The sequence below is a fragment of the Pantoea sp. JZ29 genome (genome assembly GCF_035190385.1).
Lineage (GTDB): Bacteria > Pseudomonadota > Gammaproteobacteria > Enterobacterales > Enterobacteriaceae > Pantoea > Pantoea stewartii.
In genome coordinates this window covers 3,690,820-3,716,003 of sequence record NZ_CP045241.1, presented here as the reverse complement: position 1 = coordinate 3,716,003, position 25,184 = coordinate 3,690,820, and the positions used below count along the sequence as shown (strand labels likewise).

At 56.4% G+C, this 25,184-nt stretch carries 21 protein-coding genes and 1 other annotated feature; of the genes, 9 read left to right on the top strand and 12 right to left on the bottom strand.

Annotated elements, in window-relative coordinates:
* Positions 1–100: 100 nt before the first annotated feature.
* The 8 genes from urtE to atzF form a co-directional block, all read right to left on the bottom strand.
* Positions 101–799 carry an urea ABC transporter ATP-binding subunit UrtE gene (gene urtE / locus GC090_RS17245; protein ID WP_033740208.1) on the bottom strand — a complete coding sequence of 233 codons (699 nt, stop codon included), beginning with the start codon at positions 797–799 and terminating at the stop codon, positions 101–103.
* Positions 800–1,591, bottom strand: coding sequence for an urea ABC transporter ATP-binding protein UrtD (gene urtD / locus GC090_RS17240; RefSeq protein ID WP_039338787.1), 792 nt, complete (start codon positions 1,589–1,591; stop codon positions 800–802).
* Entirely contained in the window at positions 1,584–2,660 is a 1,077-nt protein-coding gene (urtC, locus tag GC090_RS17235; RefSeq protein WP_324020535.1) for an urea ABC transporter permease subunit UrtC, read from the bottom strand. The genes urtD and urtC overlap by 8 nt, the downstream gene beginning before the upstream one ends.
* Complete coding sequence (urtB, locus tag GC090_RS17230; RefSeq protein WP_110268091.1) at positions 2,660–4,225, bottom strand: urea ABC transporter permease subunit UrtB; 1,566 nt, start codon at positions 4,223–4,225, stop codon at positions 2,660–2,662. Before urtB ends, urtC begins: the two co-directional genes overlap by 1 nt.
* Before the next feature lie 77 nt (positions 4,226–4,302).
* Positions 4,303–5,571 carry an urea ABC transporter substrate-binding protein gene (gene urtA, locus GC090_RS17225; RefSeq protein WP_033740212.1) on the bottom strand — a complete coding sequence of 423 codons (1,269 nt, stop codon included), beginning with the start codon at positions 5,569–5,571 and terminating at the stop codon, positions 4,303–4,305.
* A 30-nt stretch (positions 5,572–5,601) separates the two neighbouring features.
* The gene (locus GC090_RS17220; RefSeq protein WP_324020532.1) at positions 5,602–6,303 is read right to left on the bottom strand and encodes a GntR family transcriptional regulator; all 702 of its coding nucleotides are present in this window, start codon (positions 6,301–6,303) and stop codon (positions 5,602–5,604) included.
* Between the two features lie 9 nt (positions 6,304–6,312).
* Positions 6,313–9,930: an urea carboxylase gene (gene uca / locus GC090_RS17215; RefSeq protein WP_324020530.1), complete on the bottom strand. Its 3,618-nt coding sequence runs from the start codon at positions 9,928–9,930 to the stop codon at positions 6,313–6,315.
* Positions 9,931–9,932: 2 nt separating this feature from the next.
* Complete coding sequence (gene atzF, locus GC090_RS17210) at positions 9,933–11,729, bottom strand: allophanate hydrolase (protein ID WP_324020528.1); 1,797 nt, start codon at positions 11,727–11,729, stop codon at positions 9,933–9,935.
* Positions 11,730–11,999: 270 nt separating this feature from the next.
* Here atzF and sltY point away from each other — a divergent pair, with 270 nt between their 5' ends.
* Together sltY and trpR are read left to right on the top strand one after the other, a co-directional pair.
* A complete protein-coding gene (sltY, locus tag GC090_RS17205) occupies positions 12,000–13,919 on the top strand; it encodes a murein transglycosylase (RefSeq protein WP_054634519.1) in 1,920 nt (639 codons plus the stop codon).
* 45 nt (positions 13,920–13,964) lie between these two features.
* A complete protein-coding gene (gene trpR / locus GC090_RS17200) occupies positions 13,965–14,312 on the top strand; it encodes a trp operon repressor (protein ID WP_033740217.1) in 348 nt (115 codons plus the stop codon).
* Here the strand turns inward: trpR and yjjX are convergent.
* The gene (yjjX, locus tag GC090_RS17195; protein WP_006117615.1) at positions 14,290–14,805 is read right to left on the bottom strand and encodes an inosine/xanthosine triphosphatase; all 516 of its coding nucleotides are present in this window, start codon (positions 14,803–14,805) and stop codon (positions 14,290–14,292) included. The genes trpR and yjjX overlap by 23 nt on opposite strands.
* A gap of 60 nt (positions 14,806–14,865) precedes the next feature.
* On the opposite strand from yjjX, the gene gpmB reads away from it, so the two are divergent.
* Positions 14,866–15,513, top strand: coding sequence for a 2,3-diphosphoglycerate-dependent phosphoglycerate mutase GpmB (gpmB, locus tag GC090_RS17190; protein ID WP_033740218.1), 648 nt, complete (start codon positions 14,866–14,868; stop codon positions 15,511–15,513).
* A 46-nt stretch (positions 15,514–15,559) separates the two neighbouring features.
* Here gpmB and robA read toward each other — a convergent pair whose 3' ends face one another.
* Complete coding sequence (robA, locus tag GC090_RS17185; protein WP_006117617.1) at positions 15,560–16,426, bottom strand: MDR efflux pump AcrAB transcriptional activator RobA; 867 nt, start codon at positions 16,424–16,426, stop codon at positions 15,560–15,562.
* 197 nt (positions 16,427–16,623) lie between these two features.
* On the opposite strand from robA, the gene creA reads away from it, so the two are divergent.
* Positions 16,624–17,097, top strand: coding sequence for a protein CreA (creA, locus tag GC090_RS17180; RefSeq protein WP_039338781.1), 474 nt, complete (start codon positions 16,624–16,626; stop codon positions 17,095–17,097).
* A 40-nt stretch (positions 17,098–17,137) separates the two neighbouring features.
* Here creA and arcA read toward each other — a convergent pair whose 3' ends face one another.
* Positions 17,138–17,854 carry a two-component system response regulator ArcA gene (arcA, locus tag GC090_RS17175; protein WP_006117620.1) on the bottom strand — a complete coding sequence of 239 codons (717 nt, stop codon included), beginning with the start codon at positions 17,852–17,854 and terminating at the stop codon, positions 17,138–17,140.
* Positions 17,855–18,455: 601 nt separating this feature from the next.
* Here arcA and GC090_RS17170 point away from each other — a divergent pair.
* The 5 genes from GC090_RS17170 to thrC all read left to right on the top strand — a co-directional run bounded on the left by GC090_RS17170 (position 18,456) and on the right by thrC (position 24,181).
* Positions 18,456–19,160 (top strand): tRNA/rRNA methyltransferase, encoded by a 705-nt coding sequence (locus GC090_RS17170; RefSeq protein ID WP_006117621.1) that lies wholly within the window; start codon positions 18,456–18,458, stop codon positions 19,158–19,160.
* Positions 19,161–19,347: 187 nt separating this feature from the next.
* Entirely contained in the window at positions 19,348–19,416 is a 69-nt protein-coding gene (gene thrL, locus GC090_RS23280; protein ID WP_071988721.1) for a thr operon leader peptide, read from the top strand.
* Positions 19,355–19,474, top strand: a sequence feature (Thr leader region). It overlaps the preceding gene by 62 nt.
* Before the next feature lie 25 nt (positions 19,475–19,499).
* Positions 19,500–21,962 carry a bifunctional aspartate kinase/homoserine dehydrogenase I gene (gene thrA, locus GC090_RS17165; RefSeq protein WP_033740220.1) on the top strand — a complete coding sequence of 821 codons (2,463 nt, stop codon included), beginning with the start codon at positions 19,500–19,502 and terminating at the stop codon, positions 21,960–21,962.
* Positions 21,963–21,964: 2 nt separating this feature from the next.
* Positions 21,965–22,894, top strand: coding sequence for a homoserine kinase (gene thrB / locus GC090_RS17160; protein WP_006117623.1), 930 nt, complete (start codon positions 21,965–21,967; stop codon positions 22,892–22,894).
* Between the two features lie 3 nt (positions 22,895–22,897).
* A complete protein-coding gene (gene thrC / locus GC090_RS17155; protein WP_324020519.1) occupies positions 22,898–24,181 on the top strand; it encodes a threonine synthase in 1,284 nt (427 codons plus the stop codon).
* Positions 24,182–24,233: 52 nt separating this feature from the next.
* Here thrC and yaaA read toward each other — a convergent pair whose 3' ends face one another.
* Complete coding sequence (gene yaaA, locus GC090_RS17150; RefSeq protein WP_054634518.1) at positions 24,234–25,007, bottom strand: peroxide stress protein YaaA; 774 nt, start codon at positions 25,005–25,007, stop codon at positions 24,234–24,236.
* Positions 25,008–25,184: the final 177 nt, after the last annotated feature.

Here is a 25,184-nt window from a genome sequence, read left to right as displayed (position 1 = left end):
TGCGTACCGTGGGCGTGCATGGCTCAGGTGGGAAGAAAGCGCAGGGTGCCGCGATCCAGGCAGGTCAGCCTGCGCGCCGACCTGCCTGACAGGAGGAGAATCAGATGGCGACCAGGCTCCGCACGTTATCCGTTTCCATCTCTTCACCGCGCCCGCGCTGGATAATTTCACCGCGCGACATGACCAGATAGCGGTCGGCCAGGTCCGCGGCAAAATCATAAAACTGCTCGACCAGCAGAATCGCCATGTCGCCGCGCTGTGCCAGTTGGCGGATCACCAGGCCAATCTCTTTGATCACTGAAGGCTGAATCCCTTCGGTAGGCTCGTCGAGGATCAGCAACTGTGGACGGCTGGCCAGCGCCCGGCCAATGGCCAACTGCTGTTGCTGGCCGCCGGACAGATCGCCGCCCCGGCGGGATTTCATATCGAACAATACCGGAAACAGCTGGTAAATCTCTTCAGGCACCTGCTTTGCCTGCGAGGATGAAAAGCGTGACAGGCCCATCAGCAGATTTTCTTCAACCGTCAGACGCGGAAAAATCTCCCGCCCCTGCGGCACGTAAGCCATGCCGGCCTGCACGCGCTGGTGGGGCTTTCGCCCGTTGATAATATTGTCCTGCCAGCGCACCTCGCCCGATTTAGCCGGTATTAAGCCCATCAGGCATTTCAGCAGCGTGGTTTTCCCCACACCGTTGCGGCCGAGCAGGCAGGTGACTTCACCCTGTTTAACCTCAAAAGACAGGCCACGCAGAATGTGGCTGCCGCCATAATACTGATGCAGTTCAGATACCTGTAACATTTAGCGCCCCAAATAAACGTCAATGACCTGCTCGTTGGCCTGTACCTCGCGCAGGGAACCTTCTGCCAGTACGGCTCCCTGATGCAAAACGGTGACGTGATCGGCAATGGTTTCCACGAAGCCCATATCGTGCTCAACCACCATAAGTGAATGCTTGCCTGCCAGACTGCGAAACAGTTCGGCAGTGTAGTCAGTTTCCGCATCGGTCATGCCCGCAGCGGGCTCATCAAGCAGCAGCAGGTGCGGTTCCTGCACCAGCAGCATGCCGATTTCAAGAAATTGCTTTTGGCCATGCGACAGCAGACCTGCCGGTCGCTGGCGGGCGGCGCTAAGCCGCAGCAGCGTCAGGATCTCATCGATCCGATCCCGTTGCGCGCTGTCAAGGCGCGCACGCAGGCTGGCCCAGACGGTTTTGGTGGTTTTCAGAGCAATCTCCAGATTCTCAAATACCGTCAGCGCTTCAAACACTGTCGGCTTCTGAAATTTGCGCCCAATTCCGCTACGGGCAATCTCGACCGGCGACAGGGCGATGAGGTTTTTATCCTGATCGTAAATGACCTGCCCTGTGTCGGGACGCGTTTTGCCGGTAATAACGTCCATCAGCGTAGTTTTACCTGCGCCATTAGGGCCAATGATGCAGCGCAGTTCACCGACGCCAATCTGTAAAGAGAGATTGTTAAGCGCACGAAAGCCCTCAAAGGTTACGGTGATGTTAGCCAACTGCAGGACCGGATCGCGCCGGGCACGATAACGATCGGCTGGCAGAGTTTGGGTGAACAGGGTCTCAGTCATCTTTTCTCCGGCGCAGTAAACCCATCACGCCACGCGGCAGAAACAGCGTGACCAAAATAAACATCATCCCCAGGAAAAACAGCCAGTACTCCGGAAAAGCCACGGTGAAGACGCTCTTCGCGCCGTTGACGATGGCGGCCCCGAGCAGCGGACCGATAAGCGTACCGCGCCCGCCAAGTGCGACCCAGATAGCGGCTTCAATGGAGTTGGTCGGGGACATTTCACTGGGGTTAATAATGCCAACCTGGGGCACATAGAGCGCGCCTGCCAGGCCACATAACATGGCCGAGAGGGTCCAGATGAACAGCTTAAAACCCCGGGGATCGTAACCGCAGAACATCAGGCGGTTTTCGGCATCCCGAACAGCGGTCAGCACCCGGCCAAATTTACTGCGGGCCAGCGCGAAGCCCAGCACCAGGCTTGCTAACAGCAGCATGACGGTAGCAATAAACAAGCCGATGCGCGTGTTGGTTGAGGTCACACTAAAGCCCAGCAGGGTCGTAAAACCGGTAAAGCCGTTGTTACCGCCAAAACCGGTTTCGTTGCGAAAGAACAGCAGCATGCCGGCATAGGTCAGCGCCTGGGTCATGATTGAGAAATACACGCCTTTGATTTTCGAGCGGAAGGCAAAGAAACCAAACATCAGCGCCAGCAGGCCCGGCACGAGGACAATCAGACACAGCGCCCAGGCGAAATGCTGCGTGCCTGCCCAAAACCACGGCAGCCGATCCCAGGACAGGAAGGTCATAAACGCGGGCAGGCTGTCCCCGGAGGCCTGGCGCATCAGGTACATGCCCATCGCATAGCCGCCCAGCGCAAAAAACAGGCCATGCCCCAGAGAAAGTAAGCCCGCATAACCCCACACCAGATCCAGCGCCACCGCGACCACGGCGTAGCACAGAATTTTACCGACCAGCGTTAAGGTATAGGTGGAGATCGCCAGCGGATGCGAGGCGGGCAGCAGTGCCAGGAACGGCATGATCAGCAGCAGCAGCGTAACGACTGCGCCAATGCCCAGCGTCAGGCGCGGTGCCTGACGCGTCAGACGTAAGGTGAGAGGTTGCGTCATCAGTCAGTCACCCTTCCTTTCACGGCAAACAGTCCCTGCGGACGTTTTTGAATAAACAGCACGATCAACACCAGAATAAGGATTTTCCCCAATACGGCCCCCATCTGCGGCTCCAGCACTTTGTTGAGAATGCCCAGTCCCAGTGCGGCGACCACGGTTCCGGCAAGCTGGCCGACGCCGCCCAGCACCACCACCAGGAAAGAGTCGATGATGTAGCCCTGGCCCAGTTCTGGCCCGACATTGCCTAACTGCGACAGGGCGACGCCGCCCAGCCCCGCGATACCGGAACCCAGACCAAATGCCAGCATGTCCACGCGGCCCGTCGGCACGCCACAGCAGTCGGCCATGGCCCGGTTTTGGGTGACGGCGCGCACGTTCATCCCCAGCCGCGTACGGTTGAGGAGCAGCCAGGTTAGTATCAGCACAAACACCACGAACAGGATGACTGCAATGCGGTTCCAGGGCAGAACCAGATTGGGCAGCACCTGCAATCCGCCCGACAGCCAGGCGGGATTGGCGACCTCCAGGTTCTGCGCACCAAACAGCATACGCACCAGCTGAATCAGCATCAGGCTGATGCCCCAGGTCGCGAGCAGGGTTTCCAGCGGGCGGCCATACAAATGGCGAATGATAGTGCGCTCCAGCGCCATTCCAATGGCTGCCGTCATCAGAAACGCGACCGGCAGCGCCAGCAGCGGATACCAGGCGATATACTGCGGAGCAAACTGCTGAAACAGGTTTTGTACCAGCCAGGTGGCGTACGCGCCCAGCATCAGCATTTCACCGTGCGCCATATTGATCACCCCCAGCAGACCGTAGGTGATGGCCAGGCCCAGCGCGGCCAGCAGCAGGATCGATCCCAGCGAGAGCCCGCTGAATGCCTGTCCCAGCAGATCGCCCCACATCAGGCGACTTTTCATCTGCTTCAGGCTGTCTGCCGCTGCCTCGCGTACCGTTTCATCGGGCTCGGCTGCGGGCTGCGTCAGGCGCTGCAGGCTGGCCTGAGTATTAGGATCGCTGGATTCGCCCAGCAGTTTGACCGCTCTAAGCCGCACTATCGGCTGCGGGCTGGTCAGCTGCAGACTGGCCGCCGTCATGGCCAGCGCAGCATGAACCTGAGGATCCGTTTCAACACTGAGGCGTTTCTCTATGAGCGGAAGCAGGTCAGCGGCCGCGTCGTTTTGTAACTGTTGCGCCGCACGCAGGCGCACGCCGGCATCAGGGCTTACCAGCTGATGGGCGGCGAGAGCACTGGCGACCAGTACACGCAGACGGTTGTTCATAAACAGCTTTTTAACGTCGCCGTTGGGCTGTGCGGCGTCATCCAGGGGCTGAAGCGTATTCCCGGTTTTACTAAAGGGATGGTGGTCCTGATCCGTCACGACGGTTTCGGCTTTTAACGCTTCCAGCAAGGGTAAACGGCGGGCATCTGGCGCAGCGGCCCACTGTTGCAGCAGATCGGCCTGCTGAGTTCGGCTGGCGGCGGCAAAGTCCGTAGCGGGTCCGGCGCTGGCAAACAGCGGCAGAAGCAGCAATAACGCTAAAAAATTCAGGCGAAGCATCATGGTGAGCCTCATCAAAAGGGCGAGCATAGGATGTCCTGACGGCCGCCCTCACAGCCAGCGCGAGGGCAGTCTGAGTTTTACTGCGTCGTTTTCACGGGATGATCCGGTTTTTTATCATTGCCGGGAATATACGGGCTCCAGGGCTGGGCGCGTACCGGTTTGTCCGTCTGCCAGACCACGTTAAACTGACCGTTTTCTTCAACTTCGCCAATCATCACGGGTTTGTGCAGATGGTGGTTGGTCTGATCCATCGTCAGGGTAAACCCGTCCGGGGCCTTAAAGGTCTGACCGGCCATGGCCGCACGCACTTTATCCACATTGGTCGTACCGGCTTTCTCGACGGCCTGCGCCCACATATGAATGCCTACGTAGGTGGCTTCCATCGGGTCATTGGTTACCACGGTGCTGGCATTCGGCAGATTGTGCGCTTTTGCATAAGCCCGATAGTCGGCAACAAATTTCGCGTTGGTCGGATTATCTAAGGATTCAAAATAGTTCCAGGCTGCCAACTGACCGACCAGCGGTTTAGTATCAATCCCACGAAGTTCCTCTTCACCCACCGAGAAGGCTACGACCGGGATATCGGTGGCTTTGATGCCCTGGTTAGCCAGTTCCTTGTAGAACGGTACGTTGGAATCGCCATTGATGGTGGAGACCACCGCGGTTTTGCCGCCAGCGGCGAACGTCTTGATATTAGAGACGATGGTCTGGTAATCGCTGTAGCCAAACGGGGTGTACACTTCCTCGATATCTTTATCCTGCACGCCTTTTGAATGCAGGAAGGCGCGTAAAATCTTGTTGGTGGTGCGGGGATAAACATAATCTGTTCCCAGCAGGAAGAAACGTTTGGCCCCGCCGCCATCCTGGCTCATCAGGTATTCCACCGCCGGAATCGCCTGCTGGTTTGGTGCTGCACCGGTATAAAAGACGTTCGGCGACATCTCTTCACCTTCGTACTGCACCGGATAGAAGAGCAGACCATTCAGTTCTTCAAAGACCGGCAGCACGGATTTGCGCGATACCGAGGTCCAGCAACCAAACACCACAGCCACTTTGTCCTGGGTCAGCAGTTGCCGGGCTTTCTCGGCGAACAGCGGCCAGTTTGAGGCCGGATCCACCACTACGGGCTCCAGTTTTTTCCCCAGCACGCCGCCTTTGGCGTTAATTTCATCGATGGTCATCAGGGCGACATCTTTAAGTGGCGTTTCAGAAATGGCCATGGTGCCGGAAAGGGAGTGCATGATGCCTACTTTGATGGTGTCAGCCGCCTGAGCGCTCCAGGCGAACCCCATGCCCGCGACGGTAGCTGAGAGAGCAAAAGCTTTAAGCAATGAACGTCTTTTCATCGATGGTAAACCCCTAATGGTATGGATACGTTATTCAATGGGTTGAAGCCGGGCCTGCTGGAGCATGTGTAGCGTGATTTTTCTGACCTCCGCTTTACTGACGGCAATGTGCCCGGTCAGGATCTGGCGGGCGTCGCGGGTCTCTTGCAATAAAATGGCCCGCAAAATCTGTGCGTGTTCGCGATAGGTCGCCGCGATACGATCTTCCCGGGTAAAATCAAGCCGCCGGATAATGCGGATTTTTTCTGTCAGCTCGGCATGGATCCGCGCCATTTCCGCATTGCCCGCAGCGGCGACCAGCGTCATATGAAACGCCTCATCATGCTGTGAAACCCGCTTGCCATCTTCCACCTGCGCGGCTTCGCACCAGAACTGATACAGCTCGCGTAGCCGGTCGGCGCACTGGGTCGGCGGCAACGCACACAGGCGCGTGACCGCCTCGCACTCCAGGACGGTACGCAAATCGTACAGATCTTCGAAGTAGGCAAAATCAAAGGCTTTCACCTGCCAGCCGCTGCGAAACCACACGTCGACATAGCCTTCACGCTCCAGCCAGAACAGGGCCTGGCGAACCGGAGTGCGGCTGACCGCCATGCGCTCTGCAATCTCACTTTCGCTGAAGCGATCGCCGGGCATCAGGCGGAACTCAAAAATGTCGTTTTTCAGTGCCAGGTAAACCCGTTCTGCCAATGCTTCCGGGCGGGCTTTGCTTCGTGTTGATCGGGTCGTCATCGGCGCTCCTTATTCCAGCCACAGCAGCGTGTCGCCAGGGCTGACAGGGCGGCCGGCCTGGCAGGCCACACGTTTCACCCGTCCCGCGCAGGGAGCCGTAATGGCCAGTTCCATTTTCATTGCCTCAACAATCACCAGCGTTTGTCCGGCGCTCACCGTCTCGCCCGCCTGCACCAGCACTTTCCAGATATTGCCGTTCATATCTGCCTGTACAGCCTGCGCGCTGTTATCCTCAGCGGGCGCGTCTGACTCGGCCTCAGTGGAAGCGGGGGCTTCCGGCTCCTCCTGCGACCAGAGCCGGACCTCCTGCTCAAATGCCGCGGCCTGGCGATGGCGAAACGCCGCAATGTCGTCGGCGTTCGCCGCCAGAAACGCCTGGTGAGCGGCAAAATCGAATTCCGTTTCTTCGATACGCAGCGCAGCACGGCCCTCGCGGAAATCATCACGAAGTTGCGCCAGTTCCTCTTCGCTCACCGGATAGAAGCGCACCTGATCGAAGAAGCGCAGGAGCCAGGGCTCACCGGCACCGAACTGCGGGTTTTTCAGGAAGGTGTTCCAGATGGGTAACGTACGGCCGACCAGCTGGTAACCGCCGGGAGAGTCCATGCCGTAAATGCACATGTACATGCCGCCGATGCCGACGGTGCCCTCTGCGGTAAAGGTACGGGCCGGACTGTACTTGGAGCTGAGCAGGCGATGGCGAGGATCAATCGGCACCGCGCAGGGTGCACCAAGATAAACATCGCCCAGGCCCAAAATCAGGTAGCTGGCATTGAACAGCGTATCGCGGACCTGTTCACGATCGGATAATCCATTGATACGTTGAATAAAATCGACGTTATTGGGTAGCCAGGGCGCGCTGGCGCGCACGGTTTCTTTATAACGTTCGACGGCACCGAGCGTGGCGCTGTCTTCAAACGCCATCGGCATCCAGACAATGCGAGAGGGCACTTTCAGCGTGCTGACATCACCGAGCATGGCTTCCCGGGCCAGCAGCTCGGACATTAACTGGGGCTGCGACAGGGTAAGGCTGTCATAGCGAATTTGCAGTGAACGCACGCCGGGGGAGAGCTCTTTGATGCCGTCAACCGGTCGCTCACGCAGCGACGCCATCAGCAGATGAACACGGAGGCGGAGCGCCAGATCCAGCACGTTGTCGCCATATTCGATCAGAATGTATTTATCGCCGGCCTGACGATACACCGCCTGCGGTGTGGTGTCGGTGGCTGCAACGGCGGCGAGCACGGTAGCGGAGCCAAAGCGGTTGTCGGCCAGCGACGGCACGTCAAACATCTGCGCCGTGTGCGGACGCAACGTGGCGATGACCTGCAACCGGGCATTTTCCAGCGCGACGGCTTCTTCGACGCTGATGGGATGGAAGCGAATTTTATCGCCCGGTTTGACCTGGCCGACCTTCCACAGTTCGGCTTTGGCTATCGTCACCGGGCAGACAAAGCCGCCGAGGCTGGGACCGTCGTGGGTCAGGATGACCGGAAAGTCACCGGTGAAGTTGATTGCGCCAATCGCGTATTCACAGTCGTGCACGTTGGACGGATGCAGGCCCGCTTCACCGCCGTTAGCGCGCGTCCAGGTCGGTTTAGGCCCGACCAGACGTACACCAAGGCGGTTGGAGTTGTAGTGAACCTGCCAGTCGCTGGCAAAGAATTCATCGATGGCGGCCTGGGTGAAAAAGTCAGGTGCGCCGTGCGGTCCGTACAGGACACCAATGTGCCATTCGCTGGTGTACGTTGGGATCAGCGCCGGGCTGAGTGCCTGCGGAGCGCTGACCGGCGCGGGCGTGGTGCAGGCTGCCAGTGACGGTTGCGAGACAGGCAGCATATCGGCAACCCGAAGCGTGCGACCGGCGTGCCCGCCAAACTGGCCCAGAGAAAAGGTGGAACGACTGCCAAGGTATTCCGGGACATCAAAGCCGTTACGGATAGCCAGATAACAGCGGCAACCGCGCTGGGCGCGACCCAGTGTCAGCGTTTGGCCAGCATTGACCGTTATCGGCTGCCAGTTGCTGACAGGGATGCCATCCAGCGTGGCACCGCAGTCTGCCCCTGTGAGAGCAAGGGTCGCCGCGCAATGAAAGCGCAGCGTTGGGCCCTGCAGGGTAAATTCCAGCCCGGCCGCCGACTCGTGATTCCCGACGATGCGGTTGGCAAGGCGGAAGGCATAATCATCCATTGGACCTGACGGCGGTACGCCGATATTCCAGTAACCCAGACGGCCCGGCACGTCCTGGATGGAGCTGAACGTGCCCGCCTGCAGCACTTCGACTACGGCTGCCGCGGGCGTAAAGCTGTCCAGAAAACGTGTCCAGACCTTGCCGCTACGGAACGCCTCGGTGGCCACGACCTGCCGCAGATAATCAAGATTGGTGGCGATACCGTGCAGTTGTGTGGCGTTCAGTGCGCATTGCAGTTTTTCCAGCGCCGCCTCTCGCGTGTCCGCATGGACGATGAGCTTGGCGATCATCGGATCGTAATAGCTGGAAACCTCGCTGCCGGTCGTCACCCAACTGTCCACACGGACATCGTCAGGAAAACTGACATGCGTGAGCACGCCGGGGCTGGGCTGGAAGTTTTTTAACGGATCTTCGGCGTACAAACGGACTTCAATCGACGCGCCCTGCGGTGCCTGCTGCAGGCGCGGCCAGTCGATCGCTTCGTCAGCGGCGACGCGCAACATGCATTCCACCAGGTCGAGGCCGGTGACGCATTCGGTGACCGGATGCTCAACCTGCAGGCGGGTATTCACTTCCAGGAAATAGAAGGCGTCCTGCTGTGCATCATAAATGTATTCCACGGTCCCCGCGCTGCGGTAATTGACTACCTCACCCAGCCGAACGGCCGAGGCGAGCAACGCCGCGCGCGTGGCCGCGGGCAGGCAGGGCGCGGGGGTTTCCTCCACCACTTTCTGGTTGCGGCGTTGCAGCGAACAGTCGCGCTCACCCAGCGCCACCACGGTGCCCTTGCCATCACCGAAGATCTGCACTTCCACGTGGCGGGCATGATCGATACAGCGTTCGAGGAAAACGCCGGCATCACTAAAGAATTGTTCGCCCAGTCGACGGACGCTCTCCCAGGCATTGCGCAGTGCCCCGGCGTCGGCACAGCGCGTCAGCCCAATGCCTCCGCCGCCTGCCGTGCTTTTTAACATCACCGGATAACCGATGGATTCGGCTGCGCTGAGGGCGTCATCAAGTGTGTTGAGCAGCGGCGTGCCTGGCGTCATCGGTACTCCGGCCTGCGCGGCTAACTCACGCGCGCGATGTTTCAGCCCAAACTCGCCAATCTGCGCAGCCGTGGGACCGACAAACACGATACCGGCCTCTTCACAGGCGGCAGCAAAGGGCAGACTCTCTGACAGAAAACCATAGCCGGGCCAGACCGCCTGGGCGCCCGTTTCCTGCGCCGCCGCCAGAATTTTGTCGATGCGCAGATAGCTGTCACTGGATTTGTCGCCGCCCAGACCCACGGCGATATCCGCCTCTTTCACATGCTGCGCGTTGCGGTCGGCATCGGAAAACACGGCCACGCTTTTAATGCCCAGACGTTTCAGCGTGCGGATGGCGCGACAGGCAATTTCACCCCGGTTAGCAATCAGGACTGTGCTGAACATAATTAGTTACTCCCAGGCGAGGCAAGCCAGTTACGCCAGCCGCCAAATTCAGTGATTTCCAGCGCGCCGGTTAGCGCTGCACCTTCACAAATAAAGCCTTTCACCACACGTCCATCGGCAAGCGTCAGATTGCCAATGCCCAGTGGGGCAGGGATTTCCGCCACAAACTCACCGAAGCGCGCCAGCGGGATATCCCAGAGTTCAACGGTAATGGCCGCCCCCTGTTCTGTGCGCATCAGGCCGGGTTTCTTAATCGGACCCTCTAATAAGGCAAACAGACGATACTGGCTGGCGGTCTGCGTCTCTTCCACCAGAACGGCCTGACGCGTGGTGAGCTGGAAATTAAGGGCCATCCCGGTCAGGTGTGCGCCGACGACGGCCACACGAACATGATCGTGGGATGGAGGAAGCGCCATCGGGGAGGGCGGCAGTGGCAGGCCGGTTGCGCCGAGAGGCAGGGCCAGAGCCTGCTGCCAGCGCAGTCCAAACTGCGCCAGCGCGCGGTCATGCCAGGCGGGAGCGATGAGCGTAATGCCCGCCGGCAGGTCGTCGTTTCTGAACGGGGCGGGCAGGGCCAGTGCAGCAAGATCGGCCAGATTAGTGAAGTTGGTATAAGTGCCAAAATGCGCGTTATACGGCACCGGCTCCTGCTGCATTTCGTCCAGCGTGTAAATGGTGGGCGAGGTGGGCACCACCAGCGCATCAAACGAGGCCAGAACCTGCTGAATGTGCCGGGCCAGTTCGGCACGCTGGTATTCGGCCTGCCAGGCATCCACGGCGCTGTACTTCAGGCCATTCGCCACAATGCCGTGGACCACCGGATCCATGTTCTCTGGCTGGTTAAGCATCTCGCCTACGGCGACGGTGCGCTCGGCGACCCACGGACCCTGATAAAGCTGCTCGGCGAGCTGGCGGAAAGGGGTAAAGTCAATGGGATGCAGCGTCGCGCCGGTCGCCTTCAGTGCGCTGAGCGCGGCATCCCAGGCGGCTTCGGCGGCGGCATCATCGTAAAATTCCGGTGTAGCCGGAATGGCGAAATCAGGACGGGCTTTCATGCCTGCCGGTGCCGTACGGGGATTTACGCGCGAATAGGCGTCTTTCTCGTCGTAGCCACCGGCCAGGCTGGCCACGGTAAAGGCGTCTTCAACCGTCAGCGCAAACACCGAAATCGTATCGTTCAGGCGACAGGCCGGGACCACACCACGGGCAGAGAACCAGCCCTTTGTCGGTTTCAGGCCGACAATATTGTTAAACCCTGCCGGCACCCGACCTGACCCGGCGGTGTCAGTGCCGAGTGAGAAAGCCACCAGGCCACGCGCCAGTACCGAGGCCGATCCGGAACTGGATCCGCCACTGACAAAATCCGGATCAAAGGTATTACACACCGCGCCATAAGGTGACCGTGTGCCCACCAGGCCGGTTGCAAACTGATCAAGGTTGGTTTTGCCGATGACCACCGCACCTGCTGCTTTCAGACGCGCCACCACAAAGGCATCCTCTTCAGCGGTGTAGCTAAACGCCGGGCAGGCGGCGGTGGTCGGCCAGCCTGCGACATCAATATTGTCTTTGACCGCGAACGGCACACCGAACAAAGGAAGCGCGTCGGGATCCTGCTGATAGCGTGCCAGAAGCGGCGTGATTTGTGCTTCGAGCTGCGCCGGACTGGCAAGACAGATCCAGGCATTATCACTGGGTTCCTGTTCCGCCAGGTGGGTTGCCAGCAACGTGTGAAGCTGCTGTGGGTGCTGCCGGGCGCGTTGCTGCCATTCGCTAAGGGTCAAGCCAGATGTTGAAGCCATGCAATAAATTCCAACTGGTATACAAGATGGCATTCAACAGAGCAAAGGCTGTGCCAGATTTTTAACTTGATGAATCAAAGAGATAAAGCGGCATGCCATAAGTTTATGTGATGATAAAATGCACAGCCGTAGCGCAGAACGTGTGACATCGCGGTGCGCCACGCCTGCGCAAAGGTAAATTTTGTGAAGAACATGGCAAGAGTGGCTTCCCCTGGTTAGCATGAATAACGTCTGGCACCCTGCCAGGGCCCAGCAACAGAGGAGATTTACGTGGAGAAGTGGCGTAACGGGATGATAGGGTTCTGCCTGGTGAGCATGGCCGGCAGCGCATGGGCTGATTCGCTTGATCAACAACGGCAACGATATCAACAGATTAAACAGGCGTGGGACAGTAACCAGATGGCGACAGTCGATCAACTGTTACCGACGCTGCAGGATTATCCGCTTTATCCCTACTTAGAATACCGTTTGCTGGCGCAGGATCTGGATCAGGAAACCAGCCTGGCGGTGCAGAACTTCATTCAAAAGTACCCCACCTTGCCCCCGGCACGGTCGCTGAAAACACGGTTTGTGAACGTGCTGGCCCATCGTCAGGACTGGCAAGGCGTACTGAATTTCAGTCCGGATGAACCGACGCCGGTGCAGGCGCGCTGCAACTGGTATTACGCAAAATGGTCTACCGGTCAGCAGCAGGCGGCCTTTGCGGGCGCAAAAGCGATTTGGCTGCGCGGCACCGCCTTGCCGAATGACTGTGACAAGCTGTTTTCAGTCTGGCAGGCCTCAGGGCAGCTCTCGCCTATTACGGTGCTGGAACGCATTCGTCTGGCGATGAAAGCGGGCAATGACAGCCTGGTCAGCTATCTGGCGAAGATGCTGCCCGCTGATTATAAGACGATGTCGGATGCCTTACTGACGCTGCAGAAAGATCCCCAGTCCGTAACGACTTTTGCCAACAGCGTTGGCGCCACCGACTTTACGCGCCAGGCCACTATCTTTGCCTTCGCCCGTGTGGCGCGTGCCGATATGGAAAATGCCCGCAGCATGATTCCCGAACTGGTCCGGGCGCAAAAAATGGGGCCGGAGGATGAACAGGCGCTGAAGGAGATTGTGGTCTGGCGCATGATGGGCAGCGATCTGACTTCTGAGCAAGCGCGCTGGCGCGATGCGGTGGTGATGAACAGCGAATCAACTGCCTTGCTGGAGCGGCGCGTCCGCCTGGCGCTGAGTGAAAATGACCGTCGTGGCCTGAATACCTGGATTGCCCGTCTGCCGGTAGAAGCGAAAGAGAAAGACGAATGGCAATACTGGCAGGCCGATCTGCTCTATTCCAAAGATCGCAAAGAAGAAGCCGATGAGATTCTGCGCAAACTGATGACGTCACGCGGCTTTTACCCGATGGTGGCTGCACAGCGTCTGGGCGTGAATTATCCTCTGCAGGTAGATGCCGCACCGAAACCCGACAGCGCCACGATACAGGGGCCCGAGCTGGCCCGGGTACGCGAGCTGATGTACTGGGGGCTGGATAATCTGGCGCGAAGCGAATGGGCCAACCTGATTAACAGCAAAACCCATGTCCAGCAGCAGATGCTGGCGCGTTACGCAAGCGAGCAGGACTGGTGGGATCTCAGCGTACAGGCCACCATCACCGCAAAAATGTGGGACAGCCTGAAAGAACGTTTCCCGCTGGCATGGCAGGATCTGTATAAGCAGAACACACAGGGGAAAACCATTCCGCAGAGCTATGCGATGGCGATTTCCCGTCAGGAAAGTGCGTGGAACCCGAAAGCGCGTTCCCCGGTCGGTGCGAGTGGCCTGATGCAAATTATGCCCGCCACCGCCACGCATACCGTGAAGATGTTTAGCATTCCTGGCTATGTGAATCCGTCTCAGCTGTTCGATCCGCAAACCAATATCCAGATTGGCACGCAGTATCTGGATTATGTCTATCAGCAGTTTGATAAGAACCGGATCTTCGCCTCGGCGGCCTACAACGCCGGGCCCGGTCGCGTACGGACCTGGCAAAACAGCACCGCGGGCAATCTGAGTGCCGTCGCCTTCATCGAAACCATTCCGTTTTCCGAAACGCGGGGTTACGTGAAGAATGTGCTGGCTTATGATGCCTACTATCGCTACTTCCTGGGCCAGCCTGACAAGATCCTGTCAGATGCTGAGTGGAATCGCCGTTACTAGCTGTGTTAAGCTTCCGTACTCTTTAGTGAGTACGGAAGCCCTCTCATGAACCAACCTGCTGTGCCACCCGAAACTGAACAGGCTGCGGAGTCGAACTGGCTACGTTTTGTTGATCTGATTCAGCAGGCGTTTGCCGACCAGCATGCGTTACCGCTCCTGCAACTCATGATGACGCCCGATGAGCGAGAAGCCTTTGGCACACGTCTGCGTATCATCGAATCGCTGCTGAACGGCGACATGAGCCAGCGTGAGTTGAAAAATGAGCTTGGCGTCGGCATCGCGACCATCACCCGGGGATCGAACAGCCTGAAAGAGGCGCCTCCCGCACTCAAGCGCTGGCTGGAGGCCCAATTGCGCCACCCGGAGTCGATTACGCGTAATAAGGATGTGTAAACGGGCAGAGCGCCAGAATTAACGCCTGATGATACACACTGGAGCGGCTGAGCAGACCATGGGTTAACGTGCCTATCGCACCGCCTTTGTGTTTAATGTTTTCTATGCCGGTCAGGCGCGCCATCTCGTCGCCCAGTTCACGGCCTTCACGTAAACCCGCCATCACGGGCGGCGGCAGCGTAAAGCTGGCTGAACGTGATTCACCCCGCTGCTTGTGGTTTTCCACCACTATCCAGGCAAACGCACTCTCTTCTTCAATGCCTGCTTCAATCGCGACCCAAAAATCGGCTTCCGGGCGAACCTGACGGGCATTCATGACGCGCTGACGTGCGCCGGTGCGGGTTTCAAGATTAGAGAGGGGCTGTGCTGCCACGCCGCTCTCGACCTCCACCCCTTCTGTATGGCAGGATCCCTCGCCGAAAACGTCGTTGAATGCCTGAGCAATCGCACGAATCTTCGCTGGATTGGTGGTAGCTGCGACGACATGGTACATAATTAATTGAACCCTCAGGTAATAAAGGCGATTTTGGTCGCAGTATAACGGAAACTACGCATGCTACAGGTCTATCTTGTTCGTCACGGTGAAACGGTATGGAATGCAGAACGCCGCATTCAAGGGCACTCCGACAGTCCGCTGACGGCAAAAGGCGAGCACCAGGCCCGTCAGGTCGGTGAACGGATTAAACACGCAGGTATCACCCATATCATTTCCAGCGACTTAGGACGTACCCGACGTACGGCAGAAATCATTGCCGATGCCTGCGGCTGCGATGTCACCTTTGACGCCCGCCTGCGCGAACTGAATATGGGCGTGCTGGAAAAACGCCTGCTGGACGAGTTGAGTGCGGAAGAAGAGGGCTGGCGCGCGTCGCTGGTTAACGGCACTGAGGGTGGCCGTATTCCGCAGGGCGAATCCATGACAGAACTGGCGCAGCGTATGCAGGATGCCCTGAATGCCTGCCTGGCGTTACCGGCTGGCAGCCGCCCCTTGATTGTCAGCCATGGTATGGCGCTGGGCGTGCTGGTGAGCACCATTCTGGGATTGCCTGCGTATGCGGAACGTCGTCTTCGTCTGCGTAACTGTTCGATTTCCCGCGTTGATCATCAACAAAGCGCCTGGCTGGCAGCGGGCTGGGTGGTCGAAACCGCGGGAGATATTTCGCATCTTGACGAGCCCGCGCTGGACGAACTCCAGCGGTAAGTTGACAGATTATGCCGTCATCGCGACGGCATAATCACAAACGCGATTAACGGCGAATCGGGATCAGATACTCGCACTTAATATCTGCTGGGGGTTCGGTCCGTTTCTTTCCGCCATGGGTAATAAAACGTTCAATATCCTGGCCCTGACGGCGAGTCAGTCCCAGTGTCGGCATGCAGGTGCCATACAGTAACAGGATAAATTCCTGCAAATCTACGCGGGGACCTGCATAGTTGAACTGCACATAGTCGCCTGCTTCCAGGCTGACGTTCTGCCCGGAGTGCATATTCGTTGCGCTGTCCACAGGCACCGCCGTGGTATACAGAATCTCCTGCTCATCATCCTTTTCATGACTGGCACGGACCTGGTGCAGACCGTAAAGCACTGGCGGCACCGTATCCGTTTCCAGCAGAAACTGCCGCCAGAAGTGGAGGCGCATTTCATCACGATATTTGGAAATTTGTTCCAGCGTGCAGGTGTAGCTCTGTGTCTGACCAAACAGTACGGTTTCCGGCAGCGTAACGAACTGGTGTTCCGGCAGCGTGTCATTGCCCAGGCGAATCGGTGGGCGAATGCCGAAGGAGTTCCAGTCAGATGAACGGCGATACCATGCAGGGGTTTGATTAAACTGCTTTTTAAAGGCACGCGTAAAGGTCTGCTGGGAATCGAACCGATACTGTAAGGCGATATCAAGAATCGGGCGACTGGTCAGGCGAAGCGCGACGGCGGCTTTAGAAAGACGCCGTGCCCGGATGTAAGCGCCGATGGCGTGCCCGGTGACATCTTTGAACATCCGTTGTAGATGCCATTTAGAATAACCTGCCTTAATGGAAACGTTATCCAGTGAAAGGGGTTGATCCAAATGGCTCTCCAGCCAGGCAAGCAAATCGCGAATGATACCGGCTTGGTCCATAAAACATCCTCATACTCTGGTGGCGCAGCTAAATGAAGTCGACGAATAATAGTACTTATAGCGTAAAGACGTGATCGGCTTTGATTGGGGTAGTTGTACTATTCACTAACGCGGGAGTTTATACCCTTTTTGCATTGGTTATTGTATCAATTGACAGTACATTACATGCTCATCTATTACATTTGCAATGGTAACTCATGACAATAACTCGTCTTGCGATCGCCACCTTCGCCGGTCTGCTATTTTCCAGTTCGCTGCTGGCCGAAGAGATCGGCTCGGTCGATACCGTATTTAAGATGTTTGGGCCGGACCACAAAATTGTGGTGGAAGCGTTCGATGATCCTGATGTTAAAAATGTAACCTGCTATATCAGTCGGGCGAAAACGGGCGGGATTAAGGGCGGACTGGGACTCGCAGAGGACACGTCTGACGCCGCTATTTCCTGTCAGCAAACCGGACCGATTGAGTTAAGTGATAAGATCGCCAAAGGAAAAGCGCAGGGTGACGTTGTGTTTCGCCAGCGTACTTCCCTGATTTTTAAGAAGTTGCAGGTTGTTCGCTTCTTTGACAGCAAGCGCAATGCGCTGGTCTACCTGGCGTATTCGGATAAGGTGGTGGATGGTTCGCCGAAAAATGCGCTGAGTGCCGTGCCGATTATGCCCTGGCATTAACGCATAAAAAAACGCCCGAAAGGGCGTTTTTCTGAAGCAGTTACTCTTGCAGGTCACCGCAGAAACGATAGCCTTCACCGTGAATGGTAGCGATGATTTCTGGCGTATCCGGTGTGGATTCGAAATGTTTACGAATACGGCGGATGGTGACGTCAACGGTACGATCGTGAGGTTTCAGGTCGCGTCCGGTCATTTTTTTCAGCAAATCAGCACGGGTCTGAATTTTGCCGGGATTTTCGCAGAAGTGCAGCATGGCGCGGAACTCACTGCGCGGCAGTTTGTACTGCTCACCGTTGGGATTGATCAATGAACGGCTGTTGATATCCAGCTCCCAGCCGTTGAACTTATAGCTCTCGACCTGACGACGCTCTTCATTAGGCAGCGGTAAGTTCATGGTGCGTAACAGCAGATTACGTGCACGAATAGTTAACTCACGCGGATTAAATGGCTTCGTGATGTAGTCGTCTGCGCCAATTTCCAGTCCAAGGATCTTATCAACTTCGTTATCGCGTCCTGTCAGGAACATTAATGCCACATTAGCTTGCTCACGCAGTTCACGCGCCAGTAACAGGCCGTTTTTGCCCGGCAGGTTGATGTCCATGATAACCAGGTTGACATCATTGTCGGTCAATACCTGATGCATTTCTGCACCATCGGTCGCTTCATACACGACATAACCTTCCGCCTCAAAAATACTTTTGAGGGTATTACGCGTGACCAGTTCGTCTTCAACGATGAGAATGTGCGGGGTCTGCATGTTTAGCTACCTAATTTTGCCAACTAAATTGAAAACAGGGCGTACAGCGGTTAGGTGCTCTCCAGTGCGGAGAACGGCAAGCTTTGCTGAACCGTTGTACGAAAGTCATTGTGATAAGCTTTTATCAAGGTCAACAACCGTGTTCGCTCAGCCAGCCGTAACGACAATTCCATGCCCTGCGGAATAATAAATTGAAACATATACTAACTGTCTTAACAGCAACCTAACAGCAATAACAACAACTGCTAAGCATAAAAACAACGCTTCGTTGACTTATATCAAATGCAATTGTAGCACGTTAACATTTCTGTGAAAAACATCCCGAAAAATTGACGCAGAAGGCGATTACACGTCATTTTTGTACCGACAGGCACAGCACAGCACAAAACGGGATGTTAGAAACTTACTATCACAGGGGGCTGAATTGAAAGGCTTTTATTTTGAAGTTTCTGATAATGTGCACTTTATGGTAAAAAAGGACGCAATGGCTTTTTTTAACGTGTTTTAACATGTATTTCAGGGTGTTAACCTCAAAGCTTATACCTCTTAATATCACGCTACATGTTACACTGCACCGTCTACATTTACTGATGGAATGATCATGCTTTTTCCTCTTATCCTCGTCTCGCCCGCCCGGCCGGAAAATATCGGCGCAGCAGCCCGTGCCATGAAAACCATGGGTTTTAGTGAACTGCGCATTGTCGCCAGCGATGCCTGGCAGGACCCGGCTGCACGCCGTGTGGCGCACGGCGCGGGGGACATCCTGGATAACGTGAAAACATTTGCTACGCTGGCTGATGCGCTGGCGGATATCGATTTTTCCGTCGCCACCACCGCGCGCAGTCGCGCCAGGTTCCGTTACTACGCCACGCCCCAGCAGGTTGAAGCCCGGTTGCTTGAAAAGCGGCAGTGGGTAAACAGCATGGCGCTGGTGTTTGGTCGCGAAGACAGTGGGCTGACCAACGAGGAACTGGATCAGGTTGACCTGCTCACCGGGATCCCTATGGCGCAGGACTATCCTTCATTAAACCTGGGGCAGGCGGTGATGGTGTACTGTTATCAGTTAGCGGCCCTTAACCAGGTCACAGCACCCGTTACGCCGCTTGCCGATGCGCAGCAATTGCATGCGTTGCGCCAGCGTCTGACGCAGCTACTCCAGCAACTGGATGTCAGCGACGACATCAAAATGTCAGACTGGATTAATCAGCGTATTGGTTTGCTGGAACAGCGCGACAGTGCAATGCTGCATCGCCTGTTACATGATGTGGAAAAAAAGCTCGCAGAGAAATCCTCGGGGAATGCGTAACTATTTAGTGACAGATGTTAATTAAGCGCACGATACCAAACGATTCGCCAGGTTTTTTTCCTGCAATCACACGCTAAGCATGGCGAGTTTTTTTTGCACAAAGGATAAAACCGTTGACTTGATGTGCGCTTTGATTTACTTCTTAGAACCAGACGGACAATCAATGACAGACAGAAAATAAATCTGAATGCGTAATCACAGCCTGAACACCACAATTATTACCACCACCATTACCATGGGTAACGGGGCGGGCTGACGCATCCAGGAAAAACAAAAAAAGAAGCCCGCACCTCACGAGTGCGGGTTTTTTTTTGACTCAAAATCAGGAGAGTTGACATCATGCGAGTGCTGAAATTCGGTGGGACCTCGGTGGCCAATGCAGAGCGTTTTCTGCGCGTCGCCGATATTCTGGAAAGTAATGCGCAACAGGGACAGGTTGCTACCGTGCTTTCTGCACCTGCAAAGATTACCAACCACCTGGTTGCGATGATTGAAAAAACCATCAGCGGTCAGGATGCGTTGCCCAATTTGAGTGATGCGACGCGCATCTTCGCAGAACTGCTGCAGGGGCTGGCCGAGGCACAACCCGGTTTCGACTATGAGGGGCTGAAGAGCCGTGTTGACAGCGAATTTGCGCAACTTAAACAGGTTCTGCACGGCATCAGCCTGTTAGGACAGTGCCCTGACAGCGTCAATGCGGCCATTATCTGTCGGGGCGAGAAGCTCTCCATTGCCATTATGGAAAAGCTGTTAGAAGCCCGTGGCTATGGCGTCAGCGTGATCGACCCGGTCGAAAAACTGCTGGCCATCGGTCATTATCTGGAATCAACCGTGGATATCGCCGAGTCAACCCGCCGCATTGAAGCCAGTCAGATCCCAACAGAAAACATGATCTTGATGGCCGGTTTCACCGCCGGTAACGAACGCGGTGAACTTGTGGTGCTGGGCCGCAACGGTTCTGACTATTCAGCGGCGGTGCTGGCGGCCTGCCTGCGGGCCGATTGCTGTGAGATCTGGACCGATGTGGACGGGGTTTATACCTGCGATCCCCGCCAGGTTCCGGACGCGCGCCTGCTCAAATCCATGTCTTACCAGGAAGCAATGGAGCTGTCCTATTTCGGGGCCAAAGTTCTGCATCCTCGCACTATCGCACCTATCGCGCAGTTTCAAATCCCTTGCCTGATCAAAAACACGGCCAATCCCCAGGCGCCAGGTACGCTGATTAGCGGCAACGGCGAGCAGGATGAGTATCCGGTCAAAGGCATCACCAACCTGAACAATATGGCGATGTTTAACGTCTCCGGCCCGGGCATGAAAGGCATGGTGGGCATGGCGGCCCGCGTCTTTGCCACCATGTCGCGCACCGGCATTTCTGTGGTGCTCATTACCCAGTCTTCGTCTGAATACAGCATCAGCTTCTGCGTTCCTCAGAGCGAGCAGGCCCGCGCCCGTCGCGTGCTGGAGGACGAATTCTATCTTGAACTGAAAGATGGTCTGCTGGATGCGCTGGACGTTATCGAAAATCTGGCGGTGATCTCGGTCGTGGGTGACGGAATGCGTACCCTGCGCGGGATTTCAGCCAAGTTCTTCTCTGCGCTGGCGCGGGCCAATATCAATATCATTGCGATTGCTCAGGGTTCGTCTGAACGATCGATTTCCGTCGTGGTAAACAATGACGACGCCACCACCGGTGTTCGCGTGGTGCACCAGATGCTGTTTGCCACCGATCAGGTGATTGAAGTCTTCGTGGTGGGCGTTGGCGGTGTGGGCGGCGCGCTGCTGGATCAGTTGCATCGCCAGCAGGCCTGGCTCAAACAGAAGCATATCGACTTGCGCGTATGCGGTATCGCCAATTCCCGTGCGCTGTTAACCAATGTACACGGTATTGATCTCAGTAACTGGAAAGGCGAGATGGAGCAGGCCAAAGAGCCGTTCAATCTGGGACGCTTAATTCGTCTGGTAAAAGAGTATCATTTGCTCAATCCGGTCATTGTGGACTGCACATCAAGTCAGGCGGTGGCCGACCAGTACGCGGATTTCCTGGCTGAGGGCTTCCACGTAGTGACGCCGAATAAAAAGGCGAATACCGCGTCATGGGAATATTACCAAAAGATGCGCGCCGCCGCTGCCGGATCGCGCCGTAAGTTCCTGTACGACACTAACGTGGGCGCCGGTTTGCCCGTCATTGAAAATTTGCAAAATTTGCTGAATGCAGGCGATGAATTGATCCGCTTCTCCGGTATTCTGTCGGGATCGCTGTCGTATATTTTTGGCAAACTGGATGAAGGTGTCTCGCTGTCGGAGGCCACGCGCATGGCGCGCGAAATGGGATTCACTGAGCCGGATCCGCGTGACGATTTATCCGGCACGGATGTCGCGCGTAAGCTGCTCATTCTGGCCCGCGAAGCCGGCTATCAACACGAAATGCACGACATTGAGATTGAGCCGTTGCTGCCAGCGCACCTGACCGCCATCGCCGATGTTGAGCAGTTTATGCAGCAACTGCCCGACGTCGATGCGGCGATTGCCGCCCGAGTGGCGCAGGCGCGTGAGGCGGGCAAAGTGTTGCGTCTGGTCGGCGTGATCGAAGAAGGTGGGGCGTGCAAAGTCAAGATCGAGGCAGTAGACAGTAACGATCCGCTTTTTAAAGTGAAAAACGGTGAGAATGCACTGGCTTTTTACAGCCGCTATTATCAGCCCATTCCGTTGGTGTTGCGCGGATACGGTGCAGGAAATGACGTGACAGCAGCGGGCGTGTTCGCCGATCTGCTGCGCACACTGTCGTGGAAGTTGGGAGTGTAATGATGGTAAAAATTCATGCGCCGGCCTCAATAGGCAATGTCAGCGTGGGCTTTGATGTGCTGGGCGCGGCGGTCTCGCCAGTGGATGGTTCATTGCTGGGAGATTGCGTCTCGGTCGAGGCGGCCGACAGCTTTAGCCTGAGCAATACTGGCCGCTTTGTCAGTAAACTGCCCAGCGATCCTAAAGAGAATATCGTTTATCAGTGCTGGGAGCGGTTCTGCGAAGCCATTGGCAAAAGCGTGCCGGTGGCGATCACGCTGGAAAAAAACATGCCTATAGGCTCGGGGCTGGGCTCCAGCGCCTGTTCCGTGGTTGCGGGTCTGATGGCCATGAACGAATTTTGTGGCAAACCGCTGGATGACAACCAGCTCCTGACGTTAATGGGGGAGCTGGAAGGGCGCATTTCCGGTAGCGTACATTACGATAATGTCGCGCCGTGCTTCCTTGGCGGTATTCAACTGATGATCGAGGAAAATGGGATCATTACCCAGGCGGTGCCAGGCTTTGACGACTGGCTGTGGGTGATGGCCTATCCGGGCATCAAAGTGTCAACAGCGGAGGCGCGGGCGATTTTACCGGCGCAGTACGCGAAGCAGGACTGCATCAAGCACGGCCGACTGCTGGCCGGATTCATTCATGCCTGCCATACGCGCCAACCCGCGCTGGCGGCTAAACTGATGCAGGATGTGATTGCTGAGCCGTACCGGACTCAGCTGTTACCGGGCTTTGCCCAGGCACGTCAGGCTGCTCAGGATATCGGGGCGCTGGCCTGCGGTATTTCGGGCTCTGGCCCCACGCTCTTTGCCATTTGCAACCAGATGGAAACGGCACAGCAGATGGCCGACTGGCTGAGCCAGCACTATCTGCAGAACGATGAAGGCTTCGTCCATATCTGCCGTCTTGATACGGCTGGCGCACGTAAACTGGGATAACGCATGAAACTCTACAATCTTAAGGATCATAACGAGCAGGTCAGCTTCGCCCAGGCGGTGAAACAAGGTCTGGGTTCACAGCAAGGGCTGTTTTTCCCGCTTGAGCTGCCTGAATTTGAACTGACCGACATCGATGCCATGCTGGAGATGGATTTTGTTACACGCAGCAGCAAAATCCTCTCTGCCTATATTGGCGACGAAGTGCCGGCGGCGCACCTGACTGAACGCCTGAAAACGGCCTTTACCTTTCCGGCACCGATCAAAGCGGTGACCGATGATGTCGCCTGTCTTGAACTGTTCCACGGCCCAACCCTGGCGTTCAAAGACTTTGGCGGCCGTTTTATGGCGCAGATGCTGTCCTATGTAAGTGGTTCAGATGAGCAGATCACGATTCTGACGGCAACCTCTGGCGATACCGGTGCCGCCGTCGCCCATGCGTTTTACGGCATGGAAAATGTGCGCGTCGTGATCCTGTATCCGCAGGGGAAAATCAGCCCGTTGCAGGAGAAATTGTTCTGTACGCTGGGCGGCAACATTGAAACCATTGCGATTGACGGCGATTTTGATGCCTGCCAGGCATTGGTCAAACAGGCCTTTGATGATCAGGAACTGAAGAAAGCTATCGGCCTGAACTCAGCCAACTCCATCAACATCAGCCGTCTGCTGGCGCAGATTTGTTATTACTTTGAAGCCGTCGCGCAGCTGCCGCAGGAAAAACGTAATCAACTGGTCGTCTCTGTACCAAGTGGCAACTTTGGTGATTTGACGGCAGGTCTGCTGGCGAAGTCACTTGGGCTGCCGATCAAGCGGTTTATTGCGGCAACGAATGCCAATGACACGGTGCCGCGCTTTCTTGGCAACGGCGAATGGCAGCCTAACGCGACCGTCGCGACATTGTCGAACGCCATGGATGTGAGCCAGCCGAATAACTGGCCGCGCGTTGAGGAGCTGTTCCGTCGCAAAACCTGGCGCCTGAGTGATTTAGCCTACGGCGCGGTATCCGACGCGGTGACGGGCGAAGCGATGCGTGATCTGGCGAAACTGGGTTACGTATCAGAGCCGCACGCGGCGATTGCCTGGCGCTTGCTGCGTGACCAGTTACAGGACGGCGAGTACGGCTTATTCCTTGGCACGGCGCACCCGGCGAAGTTCCTGGAGAGCGTGGAAAGTATTCTGGAGCAGAAGCTGGCGCTGCCGACTGAACTGGCAGAGCGTGCCGATCTGCCGTTGCTGTCGCATACCATGAAGGCAGATTTTGCCTCACTGCGTGCCTTTTTGCTGAAATAAAAGAAAGGTGGCTCGTGCCACCTTCCTGCATTCCGTCGCGCGTCGGGCAGGTTTACTGTTCGGCGCGTTTAAACACCAGTTCGTTGTCTCTGCTTTCCTCTGCTGCAAACCGATAACCCTCAAGGTCAAACCGGGTTAACTGCTCAGGTTGGGTCAGGCGCTGCTGAATAATAAAGCGGCTCATCAATCCCCGGGCCTTCTTCGCATAGAAACTGATGACTTTATATTTGCCGTTTTTCTCATCCAGAAACACCGGCTTGATCAGGCGCGCCTGCAGCTTTTTCGGTTTGATCGCTTTGAAGTATTCGTCTGACGCCAGATTAATCAATACGTCATCGCCCTGGCGGGCAAGGGCTTCATTCAGTTTTTCAGTGAGCAGGTCGCCCCAGAAGCTGTAAAGATCCTGGCCTGCCGGATTCGCCAGCTTGATGCCCATCTCCAGGCGATACGGCTGCATCAGATCCAGCGGACGCAGTAAACCGTATAAGCCCGACAGCATCCGCAGATGTTGCTGCGCAAAGTCGAAATCGTGTTCGCTAAAGGTTTCAGCCTGCAAACCGGTGTAGACATCGCCTTTGAACGCCAGAATAGCCTGACGGGCATTGTCCAGGCTGAAGTCGGGATGCCAGCTGTTGAAACGTTCGGCGTTCAGATGGGCCAGTTTATCGCTGATACTCATTAATGACGCGATCTGCGCAGGCGACAGCGTACGCGCAATCTGAATCAACTGTTGTGACTTTTCTAACAGGGCAGGTTGGGTAAAGTGCTGCGTGGCCAGGGGGCTTTCATAATCCAGCGTTTTGGCGGGCGAGATCACCATCAACATCGTCGCGTCCTCAGTAAGTCCCTTTCAGAAAGGGGAGAGCCAGTCATTGTTGCTGCGAGTGTAGCAAAAAAGCCGCAAGGATCGGCAAATCACTCCCATTCGTTCGCGCTATCGTAAACGGCATTCCCCGACCTTGCACCGCCGTTGCCGCGTGATATTATCCCAACAGCCTTTTAT